Raw genomic sequence first — 14,387 nt, forward strand, 5'->3', positions numbered from 1 at the left:
TGGACAAAGAAATCTTCTTTCAGTCCAGCAGAGGTAGAACTCCCCTCGATGGTAATCGGAACTAACCACGAGCTATGGGGCTTATAGGGCTCTTCCGAATCCAGAGTGTAGTCAGCGCTGCCGGGTGTGAAGTCCGGGGCGGGGAGCTTGGTTCGGTGTAGGTGAGGGCCTTGGTAGAGAATCAGATTGTCTAGATCGAAATTTTCTACAGCAAGGCCCTCGTGTTCAACGCTACCTTTCAATGCCCTGACCTGACTACTTTTTGCCGTCTTGATGGCCTCGGACTCGAGGTGACCGGGCAGTATGTCCGTCCGGATCGTGCTGTTCTTGCTTGCCGTGTTCTCGCTCCTGATCAGTGGTGCCACAGGTGCGGATGCTAGGGCGTCTCCCGGGATACTGTGACGCGCGAACTGGGTCATGAACCTTTCATGTTGACATAATCTTTATTATCGGTAAACAACCCACGTGAGTTACGGTGGATGCGAGAACTCCCTGCATCAACGAATCCGGCTTTTCCGCAGGCCTCGCAAATGACCGACTAACCCATGATCCCCCGCAGCCTCGTCGCAGACTGTGTGGGATCATATTTCTGGCGCGCTGCTTACTTCACCTCGAATGGGTCGATGTCTCGCCACTTGTAGCCGAGCCCGGCCTCACGAGAAGCCGCCTTAACGATCTCGCTCGGAGCGTAGTAACGGCCGCGCTTGTCGCCGTGGGCTATGAGCAGCCCCTCCTTGCCAAGAGCGCCAAGGTCACGCGAGGCAGTCTGTTCCGAGACCGGTTCGCCGGCCTCGTCGAGAGCATCCATGTAGCGAGCCCGCGTCACCGTGTTGCCGAACATCGCACTGTACAGCGCCTGCACCACCCGCTCGGGAAGGCCCGTGGGCTCGATTAGAGTCTCCATGGCCTGCGCGGCTTTCCCTGCCGACATGATACGCTGCTTAATCTCGAGCGCCTGGTTCAGGTGCGCGGTGAGCATGAACCGGACCCACAGTCTTGCAAGCTCAGAGTCGTAGTCGGCTTTGCTGTAGTCTCCTTGGCCCACCTTCGCGAGCACGTCGTAGTACGCCTGCGTCCGGCGACCGAGGTACTCCTCGATGCCCATGAATACAGGAGCCATTTCGCTTTCGCGCGCCAGGGCTAGACTCTGGATGATGCGCGCCATCCGGCCGTTACCGTCCTTGAATGGGTGGATAAGCACGAAGTTCAGGTGTGCCATCGCGGCCGCGATCAACGGATCGCCACCGGGGAGAGCTGCGGCCGCGAACGATTTCATCAGCTCCGTGAGCCTTTCGCCGGGTGCACCCTCGTGGGCAATATCCCCGGTCGCTTCCTGGATCACGTATACGGGACCAACTCTGTACCGGCCTGGCCACTTCGTCATGTCGTACGACGTCGTCATGAAGTGAAGACTCCGGATTAGCGACGAATCCAGCTCGAAATCGCCCTTCGCGAGTTGCAGCACATATGTCATCGCGAGCTGGTATCCAGCAAGAGCCTTCTCAGTCTCTTGGTCTACAGTCGCTGGAATCTCCCCCACGGCGATCGCGCCGACTTCATCGACGCTGGCAAGGATTCCCTCGATGCTGTTCGAGCCCTGAACGTTGCGCGCCAAGGTAGACCTGCGCAGCGCGCCAGTCCAACGGTTGCCGCTGCGAACGTGCATACGGAGCTGCAGCGCGAGATCTTCGATCTGGGCACGAACAGCAAGCTCTTTCTCGTCAAGTGCTGGTGCTACGAACATGATGCTTCCTCTGTTGATGATGCTAAGTAAACATCATTCTACAGCACTTGTGACACTAAGTAAACATCACCACTTCGCCTTGGTCGTCTTTAACGAGCCTGAACGGTGCTGCTTCGACGACTCCGATCAGTCTGCACGGATTAGAACATCAGCGCCCGGCACCCGAAAAGCTGTGGCCTCGAAATGGTCAGAATGCGGACACTCAGTAGCAACACCTAGTGCAAATTGTTGAACTGCCGGCTACTGTCCTGTCTCATCTAAGTTGAAACACAAAACCCCGAAATCTAGCGGTTTCGTGTGACCCCTAATTGCCAGAACCTCTGGATTTGTCTCACTTTAGTTGACGCAAAAGTCGAATCGGTATCGGCATGGTGGTACAAATAACCTCGGAATCTCGGTGATTTTGACGTTTGCTTCAACTGTAATGAGACAAATGACCCTAAGGACTCAAGTGAAGTGAGATTGCGTCACTTGAGATAAGGCAGGACACTCACCGAGTCCGTCGTTGCGGCGTATCCGGACGTCGCTGTAGTTTGACCGAGTCCGTCGTTGCGGCGTATCCGGACGTCGCTGTAGTTTGACGGAACGAGCCAGTATGAGGCCAACAATCGCCGCTCTTGGCTTGCTGGAGCCACACCAGCAGTTAGTGTTCCGTTTCCAAGGAAGTGGAACCCCGGGTCTGGAGGTGGTTGGGAGCACTGGAAGCGCGATTGTTGAGGGCTGAGAAACCCATCCTTGCCTTTAGTGGAAGGATAGGCGTAGGTTCTGAGCATCAACATACTGCTTCGGTCCGGGGGACGACGATGTCTGCTAAAACTACGCGACACTTATTTACTACTAACAAGCCCAGCGCTGTGAAACCCGGCCAGCGGGGGCGAAAATATGTGGCAGGAACAGTGACCGTCAGTCTGCTCATGGCACTAGGTTTAGTCACGGCACCGGCTTCCTTCGCAGCTCCCCCGACTGGTGATGTCGCCCTTGCGGGATTATTGGGAAGCCGCCCTGGCGCCACGACACTTCCGGTGCAGATCAGTGATCAAGTCGGCGGATCGATTGATGTAGGAACAGGTAATTTTCTCCTCAGCATTAATGCACTCACCCTCCCCGGAATCAACAGCAATCAGGGCTTGGGGGCTACATTCAATTCCCTCTCCACGATCACTGCCCCTGGCCTGGCCGGTCCCCGATGGACCATGACCTTAGGCTCTGCCGGGTCACTCGCAACAGCTTCAACGGGAATGATCTTTACCGCCGGGGACGGATACGCGGCACTCTTCACCGCAGTGTCTGGTTCCACCACTGCTTACACGCCACCGGCGGGAGTCAAAGCCGATCTACTGAAAACCGGAACGACGGGGTGGACGCTTACCTCACGAACTACTGCTGAAGTCGTCACCTTCGACAGCGACGGGCGCGCTACCAAGGTCACTGATCGTAACGCCAACAACACCACACTGACGTGGTCTTCAACGAAACCCACACAAATCATCTCCACCCGCGGGTAGCCGGTGCACGCACAGTGGCCATCGCCTACGATTCTGCAGGACTGCTCAGCAATTTTTCACAAACCTCTAGTGGGGCAACCAGGACAGCGTCCTTGACCCGCGACCCGTACGGCATTCTCACGGGTTTTACCGACATGAGCGGTAAAACAACGACCTTCGCATACACCGGCGGACGCGTAAATAAGATCACTGCTCCGTCGGGCGGAGTCACCACGATCACTTACGACAGCACCGGGCGTGTAACAAAAATGGAGAAAACCAACACTACTGCTGGCTCCCCAGGAAACTCCATTACCCGCCTCAGCTATCCCACTAGCACCCAAACACTTCTGGCTGGGCCCAACACTGATCCTGCTGTAGCCATCACGACAGGACCACGCACCACTTACACACTCAACACGGCCAAGCGCGTCACCGCAGTCACTGATCCTATGGGGCGGGCACGAGTCGCTACCTACACCGCGGACTTTGACACCCTCACCGCGACCCAGGGCACCGGAACAACAGCCGGAACGACCACCAACACCTACGGCGCCAATAATGGACAGTCACTCACACAGAGCCAAAGTCCTACCGGGGCTAAACAACAGCTGGCTTATACAAATACGGCAGCGGCAACGAAGTACCTGCCAACCTCGGCCACCAGTGACGCCGGAAACCAATCACTGTTCACCTACAACGGAGCAGGGAACGCGCTCACCTCTTCCGATGCACTCGCATCGACAGCAACCCTGAGCTACAACAACGACGGAACCGTGGCCACCGCCCTCGCGCCAGGTAACGGCACCAATAAAACCACCTATACTTACAACGCTAATCACGAACTCATAACCATCACCCCAGTCACTGGAACTTCATTAGCGAACTCCACTAGAACCTATGACGCATGGGGGCGCACCAAAACAGTAACCAGCGCACCAGGAATGACCGCCACCTACACTTACGATCTGGTAGGCCGACTAACCCAAACAGCGTTCTCGGACTACACTCCAACGATCACCTACGCCTATAACAATGACGGGCAGCTCATTAGCCGCGTTGATGGGTCAGGAACCACCAGTTATGGCTACGACCAGATGGGTCGGCTCATCACCCGCGCCAACACCGCAGGCGGTGGAACCATCACCTACGGCTACGACAAAGCTTCAAACCTCACCTCTACAACAGACACACGAGGGACCACCAGCTACACCTATGACACCTCAGGTGTCCCCACAACTTTGGTCTACCTGCTCAACGGGGTCGCCAAGATACTAGCCTTCGCCACGGACAACCGGGGACGCCGCACCGATACCTGGCTCGAAGCAAACGCTGCCCACACCACGTGGAAAGCCCATACACACACTGACTACGACACCAGCGGAAGAGTCAGCCGGGTCACTGCATCCACGGGCACCGGAGATAGTTCCAACACTCTCATCCAGGACGACTCCTACTGCTACGCAAGTGGCACAACCTCACCAAGCTGCACGAGCACAGCCACTACCGACCGTGGAAACATCCAGTGGATCAGAAACAACCTACAATCAGGCACCAGTTACCACGACTACACAAGCTACACCTACAACACGGCAAACCAACTCAGCGGCGCCGAAAATAAAAACGTTGCTTTTGTTGGTGATCAACAGGTAGCCGCCACCGACACAACGTACACCTACAGTTTCGATGCCCGAGGCAATCGAACTAATGAAACTGAGGCGCGATTAAATCTGATGTCCAGAAAAACGGCGTTCAACGCGGCCAACCAAATCATCGGCCATCCTCTTTTTGAGCCTGTCATACCCATGGACACGAGTGTCTACGCTTACGACGCTAGCGGAAATATGATCAAAAATGCTGCTGGCACCTACAGCTACAACGCAGCCCAGCAAATGACGAAAACAACCAAAAACGCAGTGACTTACACCTACACATATGCAGGAGTCTCAAATAACGAACTCGTAGCCCAAACCACACCCCAAGGAAACTACCAATACACCTACGGCCGCACTGATGCCCAAGGCCAACCCATCATCGAACAAGTCAAACTCGATGGCAACACCGCCTACATCGAACACGACCCCGTCACCGGCGAACCCCTCATGCTCCGCACCAGCGACGGGATGCAATCTCTCTACATCAGCGATGGAAACGGAAGCTCCACCTTCCTTATAAACTCAAACGGAGTAGTCAAGTCCAACCGCGGATATACCCCTACAGGCGTCGCCAATATCCCCACAGACAACAGCGCCCTGACTACCACCCAGAACCCCTACACCTTCAAAAACGGGATCAACGACCGCACCACGAGCTGGATCAAATACGGTGCACGCTACTACAACCCCAACAGCCCCTCAGTCTGGACCCAACAAGACAGTCTGGACGCACCACTGAACCCCGCCAACGCGAACCGCTACGCCTACGCAGCCAACAACCCCATCAACTACGCCGACCCCACAGGACAAAGCTGTGTTACCGATACAATTTCCCAGTCGATCGTTCCTGGTGCAATAGTTGGAACAGCCGTTGGGGCCGGTTTCGGTGCAGGTACAGGTGCTGTTCTTGGTCTGGGTGTGGGAGCACCTGTGGGCGCTGTCGCTGGAGGGGTGCTTGGCGCCATAGAAGGAATAGCCAGCGGTTTTGCCACGGGTCTTATCGGTGGTCTGTTATATTGCTAATCCAAGGAGCCCGGTAATGACTTCCAAACGAACTCCCGTAAAGATGATTGCGTTCGTTCTGATTCTGGCACTGGGGGCTATGGTGCTTCCCATCGTCTTGACAGTAACGCAAGGCCTGCCTCCCATCTGGCTCATTCTGGGCATAATGATCACTGTCATTGTGAGCTCAGTCCTGATCTTCCCTTACATGGCTAGCAAGAAATCTGCCAGGATGCCGCGTAGCTATCCCCCAAAGGTGTACGAACTGAGAATTGAATCCGCTGAGCCACCAGCAGCGGCATTCGATCGGATCGAGAAGCTGTACACGGGGCGACGAGATGTATCTATTCACCGCCACAACGAAGAAATGATTATTTCCCTTGGTTCGGACTATAGGTTACGGATGCATGGCGTCTTTTCCAGTTCAGGAAGAGACGCACTCCCACTCACCGCCACCGTCCGAGCAGCAACAACTGACAGAGGCTCTCGCTTAGAAATCAGTTGCTCTGATGACTTGGGATGGTTCGTGGGCAAGCAAGGCGAGCAACTAACGCAAGTTGCGGAGCTAAAGGTTCGCGAAACGGTTCAAGAGATAGCCAACACCTTCGAGAACAACTCAACCCGATCCTGAAACATCTGTTGTTGCGCTTATAACCGCAAACTGACTGTGTGTACCCCCTCGCCAAGTAACTGGAACACACAGGAGCTTTGACGAGGAGGGTTACCAGGATTCGAGACAGGTGATACCTGTGACCAATTGGGCCGATACGGTCTCGCTCGAAAGGATATGGCGATGTCACAGCGTTCGACATTCATTTTGTTGGTGGTACTTGGGCTACTACTCCTAGCTGTGGCTTGCCTCGCAGCAGTTCTGACGGGCTACTTTGCTTGGTTTCTAGCGATCGCCGGGACCGCTTTGGCGATAGTGGGCGCTCTTGGCGTCAGGAGAATCGATAGAGGCCGTGCCGACGGAGACTAAGCATCCCACTTTCAAGGAAGTGGGCACCTCCCCCGGTGGGACTCCCCAGCCAATGAAACATGCCGGGATTCCGCGTAACCTGGCCATCCCAAAATTTAGTGTCAAAAGTAGCTACCACTGTCCGTGCGCAGGTGTAACTTTCGGTACAGTGCAGAGCTGAATATCGGTTACACCCGCGTATCGATGAGCTGTCCAGACACCGTCTGGACAACCAAGTTCTCCCGTTGGATCGGCGCACTAGGGTGGATTCATGACCACGCTTGAGCCGGACTTCCCAAATGATTACGTCGTTGCCCTCACAACTTTGAAAAGCCTCGTACGAGAGGCCCAAGGGCGGGCACAGCGAGTTGTCAATACCGCCATGATCGATCTGTACTGGAACATCGGGCAGACCATTCTCACCCGGCAAGCGACCGAGCCTTGGGGGAATAAGGTTCTTGATCGGCTGGCACGCGATCTGCGGGCAGAATTCCCGCACATGAAAGGCTTTTCGCGAACGAATGTCTATCACATGCGTGCATTCGCGGCCGTGTGGAATGGCCCGGAACCGATTGTCCAGACACCGTCTGGACAATTGAGCTGGAGTCACAATGTTGCTCTCTTGAACAAGCTCGATGATCAAGAGTTGCGCCGATGGTACGCAACAAGGGCAGTCGCAAATGGGTGGTCTGTCTCTGTCCTGGAACACCAGATCCTCACCAGGCTCCACAGCAGGACAGGTTCGGCCCCTAACAACCTTGAAGCAAGACTGCCCGGAGAAGGCACCGACCTGGCACGGGCGGTTGCCAAGGACCCCTTGATATTTGATTTCCTCGGCCTCACTGAAGAAGCTCAAGAAAATGCCATGGAAGAGGCCATGACGCTGCGGATGGCGCAGACACTGGCCGAGTTTGGGCCCGGGTTCGCCTTCGTTGGTCGTCAGTATCACCTCGACGTCGACGGAGATGACTTCTATATAGATCTACTGCTGTACCACGTACCTTCTGACCGCTACGTCGTCGTTGAATTGAAGGCTGGCAAGTTCAAACCAGAACACCTAGGCCAGCTCAATTTCTACGTCGCAGCAGTCAACGACATGCTCCGCCTTCCCCGGCAGGCACCGACTGTCGGAATCCTCGTATGCGGTTCCAAGAATGAGCGCACCGTCCGCTATGCACTCGACGGTTCATCTCAACCCCTGACCGTCACGTCCTACACCTACGAAGCGCTACCTGCGGATGAGCAGGCCACCCTGCCTTCCCCCGAAGCAATCACCGCCGCCCTTAGGCAAGACCACCCGGACGCTTCCGACCTGTAAGGACGAAACAGGCAACACAGAGTATTCTGTGGCGTCTTGTAACGCAGGGGATTCGAGACACCTAGGTTATGAGACACGACGCTGCAATGGAATGAGTGTTCAGGCTCTAGCAGCATAGGGAATCGACTGCGGGTCGCGCTCCAGGCGACCAAGGATATCTTCTGCCTTTACACCGAGCTCTAGAGCAACCCACCCGCGTACCGCGAGGACCGACTCTCGCCAGCGGTTAAGCAATTCTAGTTCGGTAGGTAGATCCCGGTTTGCATGCTTTATCCCGTTGTAGGCTTCCGTCATTCCGGCCGCCCAGTCACTGCCGTCAAAGGGTAAAGCGTCCCCTATATCGCGAAGGATCCGGTCCAAACGCGCACGAAGAGGTTTCCGGTTGGCTTCCGTGGCGCTCAGCCCATCCTTTGTCTGCATGATCAGAAACCCAAGCGCCTCGAGACCAGGTCCCACCTGAGCCATATGGGTTACGGCACCTACCTTGCTTATGAAACGGTCTGAAATGATCGGATCGAGTGCTCTCTGGAACTGGTCGCGGAGCGAGAGCCATTGAACAATCCCTTTCGGGCCAAGGTCTGAATACTCCACCAGATGTGAGTGTCGTCCTATCGGTTGCGACGACGATGGATCGGAGCGGGGGTCGATCACAGTTCGCCATTGCTCACCATGCTCGACACTATCTAGCGTTTTAAGAGGGTCATCCCCGTGTTGCGCTTGAAGTATCGTGCACGTCTCCGCAGTCCAACGTGAAAGGACAAGGAGATCTCTCAGACCCCGGTGCGTTCCCATGAGCTCTTTCCAGGAAGAGGGAACACTACTCCTCGACTCGCAGAACACGACGTTCTTGATCGTCGTTGATTCATGGCCGTCGCGGGTGACTTCCCAACTCGGTCGGAGACTCAGGAGTGAATTTACTTCGATCGGCTCACTGGATGATGCTTTGATCGTGAGAACACCAGAATCATAGTCGAAGTCTTCCTCGACAGACTCGACGCCTAACCATTCCCGTAACCCCGTTATCTCGGATCGGACGCCGTTGGCGACGGAGTAGTCGATGTCGTCATTGACGCCTAGGACCGCATATCGAGCCCAAACTCGACCGCTTCCGGTTGAAAAATTGGTGTGATAGCCTCGCGCCCAACAATCGATCAAGAGCACAGAGCCGTGGGAGTCCCAGAACAACATCTTTTTGGGCATGGGGGGCCAGACGGCCAGCTCAGGACGCCGGGTGTGTTCGCCCATGAACCATGACGAATAGTAGTCGTCACTTCCGCCCCAAGGAACCGTTAGTCTGATGCCCTTCTCGTCGCGCTCCAGCGTGACGGAAACGGGTGGGGTGTCCGCATTGAAATCGACCAGGTTTCCTACGCGTCGAGTTCCTTTCGGAAGATCGTTGTCCATAATAGGCAGCTTAGACGGCCAGGCCATGATCCGAGATTCAAAGTTGCATTCCCCACACTGCCCAAGCGTCTTGTATCCCTAGGGTTTCGAGACGTCTCACCGATTGCATCCAGCTCCCCCAGACGCATGCTTCAAATCCTGCAAGATCACTGTCGTTTTCAATACTCGTCTGCACAGCCTTCAAATGCCCGTAGCGGGAAGGAAGTTGGGCCACTCCCGCAAGATTTCTGAAAGCAGCAACTCAGACGAACCGAAAATGTAGGACTTCTCGCACGGGTAGACATTCTCAGCAGTCGCTTGACCTTGACTGCAGGAGTCGGAGGCTCATAGACCCGCAATCGAAATGCCGTCTGAGCAGACCTCGACAATTTCGTTCTGGATTAAACCCGTCCTTGCTATTGGTTGGGGGTGGGCGTAGGTTCTGAGCAATCACTTAATGCTTCGGTTCGGGGGACGACGATGTCTGCTAAAACTACGCGCCACTTATTTGTTTCTAGCAAGCCCAGCGCTGTTAAACACGGCCATCGTGGGCGTGAATTTGTGGCAGGGGCAGTGACCGTCAGTCTGCTCGTGGCATTAGGTTTAGGCGCAGCACCGGCTTCCTTCGCAACTCCCCCGGCAGGTGATGTCGCCCTTGCCGGCTTATTGGGCAGCCGACCTGGTGCCACGGCGCTTCCGGTGCAGATCAGTGATCAAGTCGGCGGATCCATTGACGTAGGGACAGGTAATTTCCTTCTTAGTATTAATGCACTAACTCTCCCTGGAATTAACAGTAATCAGGGCTTAGGGGCTACGTTCAATTCCCTCTCCACGATTACTGCTCCTGGGCTGGTAGCACCGCGCTGGACCATGGCCCTAGGCTCGGCCGGGTCACTGGCAACAGCTTCAACAGGAATGATCTTTACAGCCGGTGACGGATACGCGGCACTCTTCACCGCAGTGTCTGGTTCACCCACTGCTTACACACCACCGGTGGGAGTTAAAGCCGATCTAGTGAAAACCGGGGCGACTGGTTGGACACTGACTTCACGAACCAGCGCCCAGATCATCACCTTCGACAGCGACGGACGGGCCACGAAAATAGCGGACCGTAACGCCAACAACACCACACTGATCTGGTCCTCGAATAAACCAACCCAGATCGTCTCAACCCGTGGGATCACCGCAGTGCGAACAGCGACCATTGCCTACGATTCAGGCGGGCTGCTCGCCAGCTATTCACAAACCTCCGGCGGTGCGACACGCACCGCTTCCTTCGCCCGTGACACCAACGGCAACCTGACCGGTTTCACCGACCGGGCAGGAATGTCCACCACCTTCGCCTACACCGGTGGACGTGTCAGCACCATCACCACAGCCGCTGGAGCGATCACCAAACTCAGCTACGACAGCAGCGGCCGCGTGACCAAAATGGAGAAAACCAACACCACTGCCGGTTCTCCTGGAAGCTCAATCACCCGCCTAACATACCCCACTGCTACTCAAACACTGGTGGCAGGCCCCAACACCGACCAAGCCGTCGCTGTAGCGACCGGACCGCGCACCACGTACACACTCACGACCACCAAGCGCGTCTCGGCCGTCACCGATTCGATGGGACGGGCGCAAGCGAAAACCTACACCGCGGACTTTGACACTCTCACCGCCACCCAAGGCACCGGCACGACAGCTGGAACCACCACGAACACGTTCGGGGCGAACACCGGCCAATCCCTGACCCAGTCCCAATCACCGGGCGGATCTAAAACCCAACTGGCCTACACCAACACCGCAGCCTCAACGAAATACCTCCCGACTTCTACTACCAGTGATGCTGGGGACCAATCACTGTTCACTTACAACGGTGCCGGCAACGCCCTCACGTCTTCCGACGCCCTGGCCGCGACCGCGACCCTGAGCTATAACACCGACGGAACAGTAGCCACCGCGCTGGCACCAGGCAACGGGACCAACAAAACCGTCTACGGCTACAACACCAACCACGAACTCACCACGATCACCCCCGTCACGGGTACATCGTTGACCAGCACCAGCATGAGCTACGACTCCTGGGGACGCACCCAAACAGTGACCAGTGCACCCGGAATCACCGCAACATACAGCTATGACTCCATTGGACGGCTCACGCAAACCACGTTCTCCGACAGCACCCCCACCATCACCTACACCTATAACGACGACGGGCAACTCATCACCCGTGTTGACGGGTCCGGGACCACCACCTACGGCTACGACCAAATGGGCCGGCTCATCACCCGGGCCAACACCGCAGGCTGCGGAACCATCACCTACGGCTACGACAAAGCCTCCAACCTCACTTCCACGACCGATACACACGGCACCACCAACTACACCTACGACACCGCAGGCACACCAACAACCCTGATCTATCTCCTCAACGGTGTAGCAAAAACGTTGGCGTTCGCCACCGATAACCAAGGCCGCAGCACCGACACCTGGCTGGAAGCAAACCCCACCCGCACCACCTGGAAAGCCCGCACCCACACCGACTACGACACCACCGGAAGAGTCAGCCGAGTCACCGCAGCCCAAGGCACCGGAGACACATCCAACACCCCCGTCATGGACCTGTCCTATTGCTACGTAGCGGGCACCACGGCACCGAACTGCACCAGCACGGCTGCCAACGACCGCAAGAATATTCAGTGGGTCAAGAACAACCTGACCGGTGACGTCACCACTTACAGCTACGACGGCGCGAACCGACTCACTAAAGCTGTCATCGCCGGTGGAACCACACCGGCGATCACCTACAACTACAGCTACGACGTTCGTGGGAACCGGCTCACCGCCACCACTACCGGGGCTGCCACCACTAGCCAAACGTTCACCGCCAACGCAGCGAACCAGATCACCAATACCGGGTACACCTTTGATGGCAGCGGAAACCTCACCGCAGACCCCGCCGGTAGCTACAGCTACAACGCCGCCCAACAAATGACGTCAGTCACCAAGGCCGGAACCACGTACACCAGGTCCTATGCCGGGTCCGGGCAAAACGAACTCCTCGTCCAGCAAAACCCCGGTGCTAACTTCGAATTCACTTACGGGCGAAGCGACGCCAACGGCCAACCCACCATCGAACAAATCAAACGCAACAATTCCACCGCCTACATCGAACACGACCCCGTCACCGGAGAACCGCTCATGCTGCGCACCAGCTCCGGCATGCAATCGCTCTACATCTTCGACGGCACCGGCAACCCCGCCGCGCTCGTCACCTCAGACGCCTACGAAGCCTTCGCCTACAACTACGACCCCTTCGGTGTCCCCACCCTCACCACAGACTCAGGAGGCAACGGCCAACCCCAAAACCCCTACCTCTTCAAACAAGGCACCCAAGACCGCACCACCGGCTGGCTCAAATACGGAGCCCGCTACTACAACCCCACCACCGGACGCTGGACCCAACAAGACACCCTCGACACACCCCTCAACCCAGCCAACGCCAACCGCTACGCCTACGCCGCCAACAACCCCATCAACTTCTCAGACCCCACCGGAAATATAACCGGGGAGTGCTTTGGAGCTCTTGTTGGATTTGTCAGCGCATTTGGGCTGTTCGCTGTGTCTGCCGTAGGAGCTACGGTAGGAACAGCCGCCGCCCCTCCTGTTGGTGCGATTGGGTGGTGGGCCGCGGGCTTTTCCTTCGGAGTTGCAATCGGTGCTGGCACAGCGGCAAATTCAGATTGTTCAAGCTGATGTGGCTGAAAAAGTATGGATTAGTAGCCTTTTTCACCCTCTTAGGGTTCACATCCTTCATCATTGGTCTCTCAAGCCAACACCTTCTCATCGGACTTACGGGGGGAGCAACAACTGTCTTGGGAATCCTTATAATTTTCTATTTGGGGAGAAAAAAAAGACACTAGAGGAGTGTCTCATTTCCTAGGAATTGGGACACTCCTATTTCGCGTCACTGGCCGAAAAGAACCTGATAACAATCGGCCGCTTGCGGTCTTGATTTACAGGGAAGAAGAAATCCTCGGGCACCCAGTCCATGGACTGGGTGCCCGAGGATTCATCCGATGAGTGTCACATCAACTGGTGAAGAAAGTTCAATCATGGCCGCTGAAAGCAGGGGTCCGCCCCGGCTTGCTGACTCCTTATTCCTAGCGAGCTGGCGCTCGTGGGAGACTGCTGTGTCCAGGCCGGTGGCCTCCGAATCGGTGGAGATGCGGGAGCTGAAAACGCAACCGCTTGCAGGAGCAAGAGAATTGGAATTAGCGTCGGACTGCCGCTTATAGGGCTCTTCCGAATCCAGAGTGTAGTCAGCGCTGCCGGGTGTGAAGTCCGGGGCGGGGAGCTTGGTTCGGTGTAGGTGAGGGCCTTGGTAGAGAATCAGATTGTCTAGATCGAAATTTTCTACAGCAAGGCCCTCGTGTTCAACGCTACCTTTCAATGCCCTGACCTGACTACTTTTTGCCGTCTTGATGGCCTCGGACTCGAGGTGACCGGGCAGTATGTCCGTCCGGATCGTGCTGTTCTTGCTTGCCGTGTTCTCGCTCCTGATCAGTGGTGCCACAGGTGCGGATGCCAGGGCGTCTCCCGGGATACTGTGACGCGCGAACTGGGTCATGAACCTTTCGGCTGGCGACCCACCACGTTGCTGGTGCGTATCCGCCGTTACCAGTGCACCGGTTGTGGGCATGTGTGGCGCCAAGACACCACGAAAGCGGCCGAGCCCAGGGCTAAGCTTTCCCGTCGAGGGCTGCGTTGGGCGTTGGAAGGGATCGTGTGCCAACACCTCACCGTGGCCCGGATCGCTGAAGGCCTTGGCGTCACCTGGAACACCGCGAACAAG

General features: G+C 56.4%; 7 protein-coding genes and 2 pseudogenes. 7 read left to right on the forward strand and 2 right to left on the reverse strand.

Features of this window, described 5'->3' with window-relative positions:
• Window positions 1-221 precede the first annotated feature (221 nt).
• Window positions 222-377, forward strand: a pseudogene (locus tag CVS30_RS08610) (ISL3 family transposase); the annotation flags it as partial.
• A gap of 224 nt (window positions 378-601) precedes the next feature.
• Here CVS30_RS08610 and CVS30_RS08615 read toward each other — a convergent pair.
• Window positions 602-1,744, reverse strand: a complete 1,143-nt coding sequence (locus CVS30_RS08615) for a Fic family protein (protein ID WP_110484910.1) — start codon at window positions 1,742-1,744, stop codon at window positions 602-604.
• 896 nt (window positions 1,745-2,640) lie between these two features.
• Between CVS30_RS08615 and CVS30_RS08620 the strand changes: the two genes are divergently transcribed.
• The 4 genes from CVS30_RS08620 to CVS30_RS08640 all read left to right on the forward strand — a co-directional run bounded on the left by CVS30_RS08620 (window position 2,641) and on the right by CVS30_RS08640 (window position 8,161).
• Complete coding sequence (locus CVS30_RS08620) at window positions 2,641-3,249, forward strand: hypothetical protein (RefSeq protein WP_110484911.1); 609 nt, start codon at window positions 2,641-2,643, stop codon at window positions 3,247-3,249.
• Between the two features lie 92 nt (window positions 3,250-3,341).
• Window positions 3,342-5,906 (forward strand): RHS repeat-associated core domain-containing protein, encoded by a 2,565-nt coding sequence (locus CVS30_RS18410; RefSeq protein ID WP_110484912.1) that lies wholly within the window; start codon window positions 3,342-3,344, stop codon window positions 5,904-5,906.
• A 16-nt stretch (window positions 5,907-5,922) separates the two neighbouring features.
• Window positions 5,923-6,516, forward strand: a complete 594-nt coding sequence (locus CVS30_RS08630) for a hypothetical protein (protein WP_110484913.1) — start codon at window positions 5,923-5,925, stop codon at window positions 6,514-6,516.
• A 598-nt stretch (window positions 6,517-7,114) separates the two neighbouring features.
• On the forward strand, window positions 7,115-8,161 hold the full coding sequence (locus CVS30_RS08640; protein ID WP_110484915.1) for a PDDEXK nuclease domain-containing protein: 1,047 nt from the start codon (window positions 7,115-7,117) through the stop codon (window positions 8,159-8,161).
• Window positions 8,162-8,260: 99 nt separating this feature from the next.
• Here the strand turns inward: CVS30_RS08640 and CVS30_RS08645 are convergent, their stop codons facing one another.
• Entirely contained in the window at window positions 8,261-9,565 is a 1,305-nt protein-coding gene (locus CVS30_RS08645; protein WP_146233374.1) for an ApeA N-terminal domain 1-containing protein, read from the reverse strand.
• A 552-nt stretch (window positions 9,566-10,117) separates the two neighbouring features.
• On the opposite strand from CVS30_RS08645, the gene CVS30_RS08650 reads away from it, so the two are divergent.
• Both CVS30_RS08650 and CVS30_RS08655 read left to right on the forward strand, forming a co-directional pair.
• Window positions 10,118-13,288 carry an RHS repeat-associated core domain-containing protein gene (locus tag CVS30_RS08650; protein ID WP_181419743.1) on the forward strand — a complete coding sequence of 1,057 codons (3,171 nt, stop codon included), beginning with the start codon at window positions 10,118-10,120 and terminating at the stop codon, window positions 13,286-13,288.
• 676 nt (window positions 13,289-13,964) lie between these two features.
• Window positions 13,965-14,387, forward strand: a pseudogene (locus tag CVS30_RS08655) (transposase family protein); the annotation flags it as partial.

It is taken from the genome of Arthrobacter psychrolactophilus (genome assembly GCF_003219795.1).
GTDB classification, from domain to species: Bacteria; Actinomycetota; Actinomycetes; order Actinomycetales; family Micrococcaceae; genus Specibacter; species Specibacter psychrolactophilus.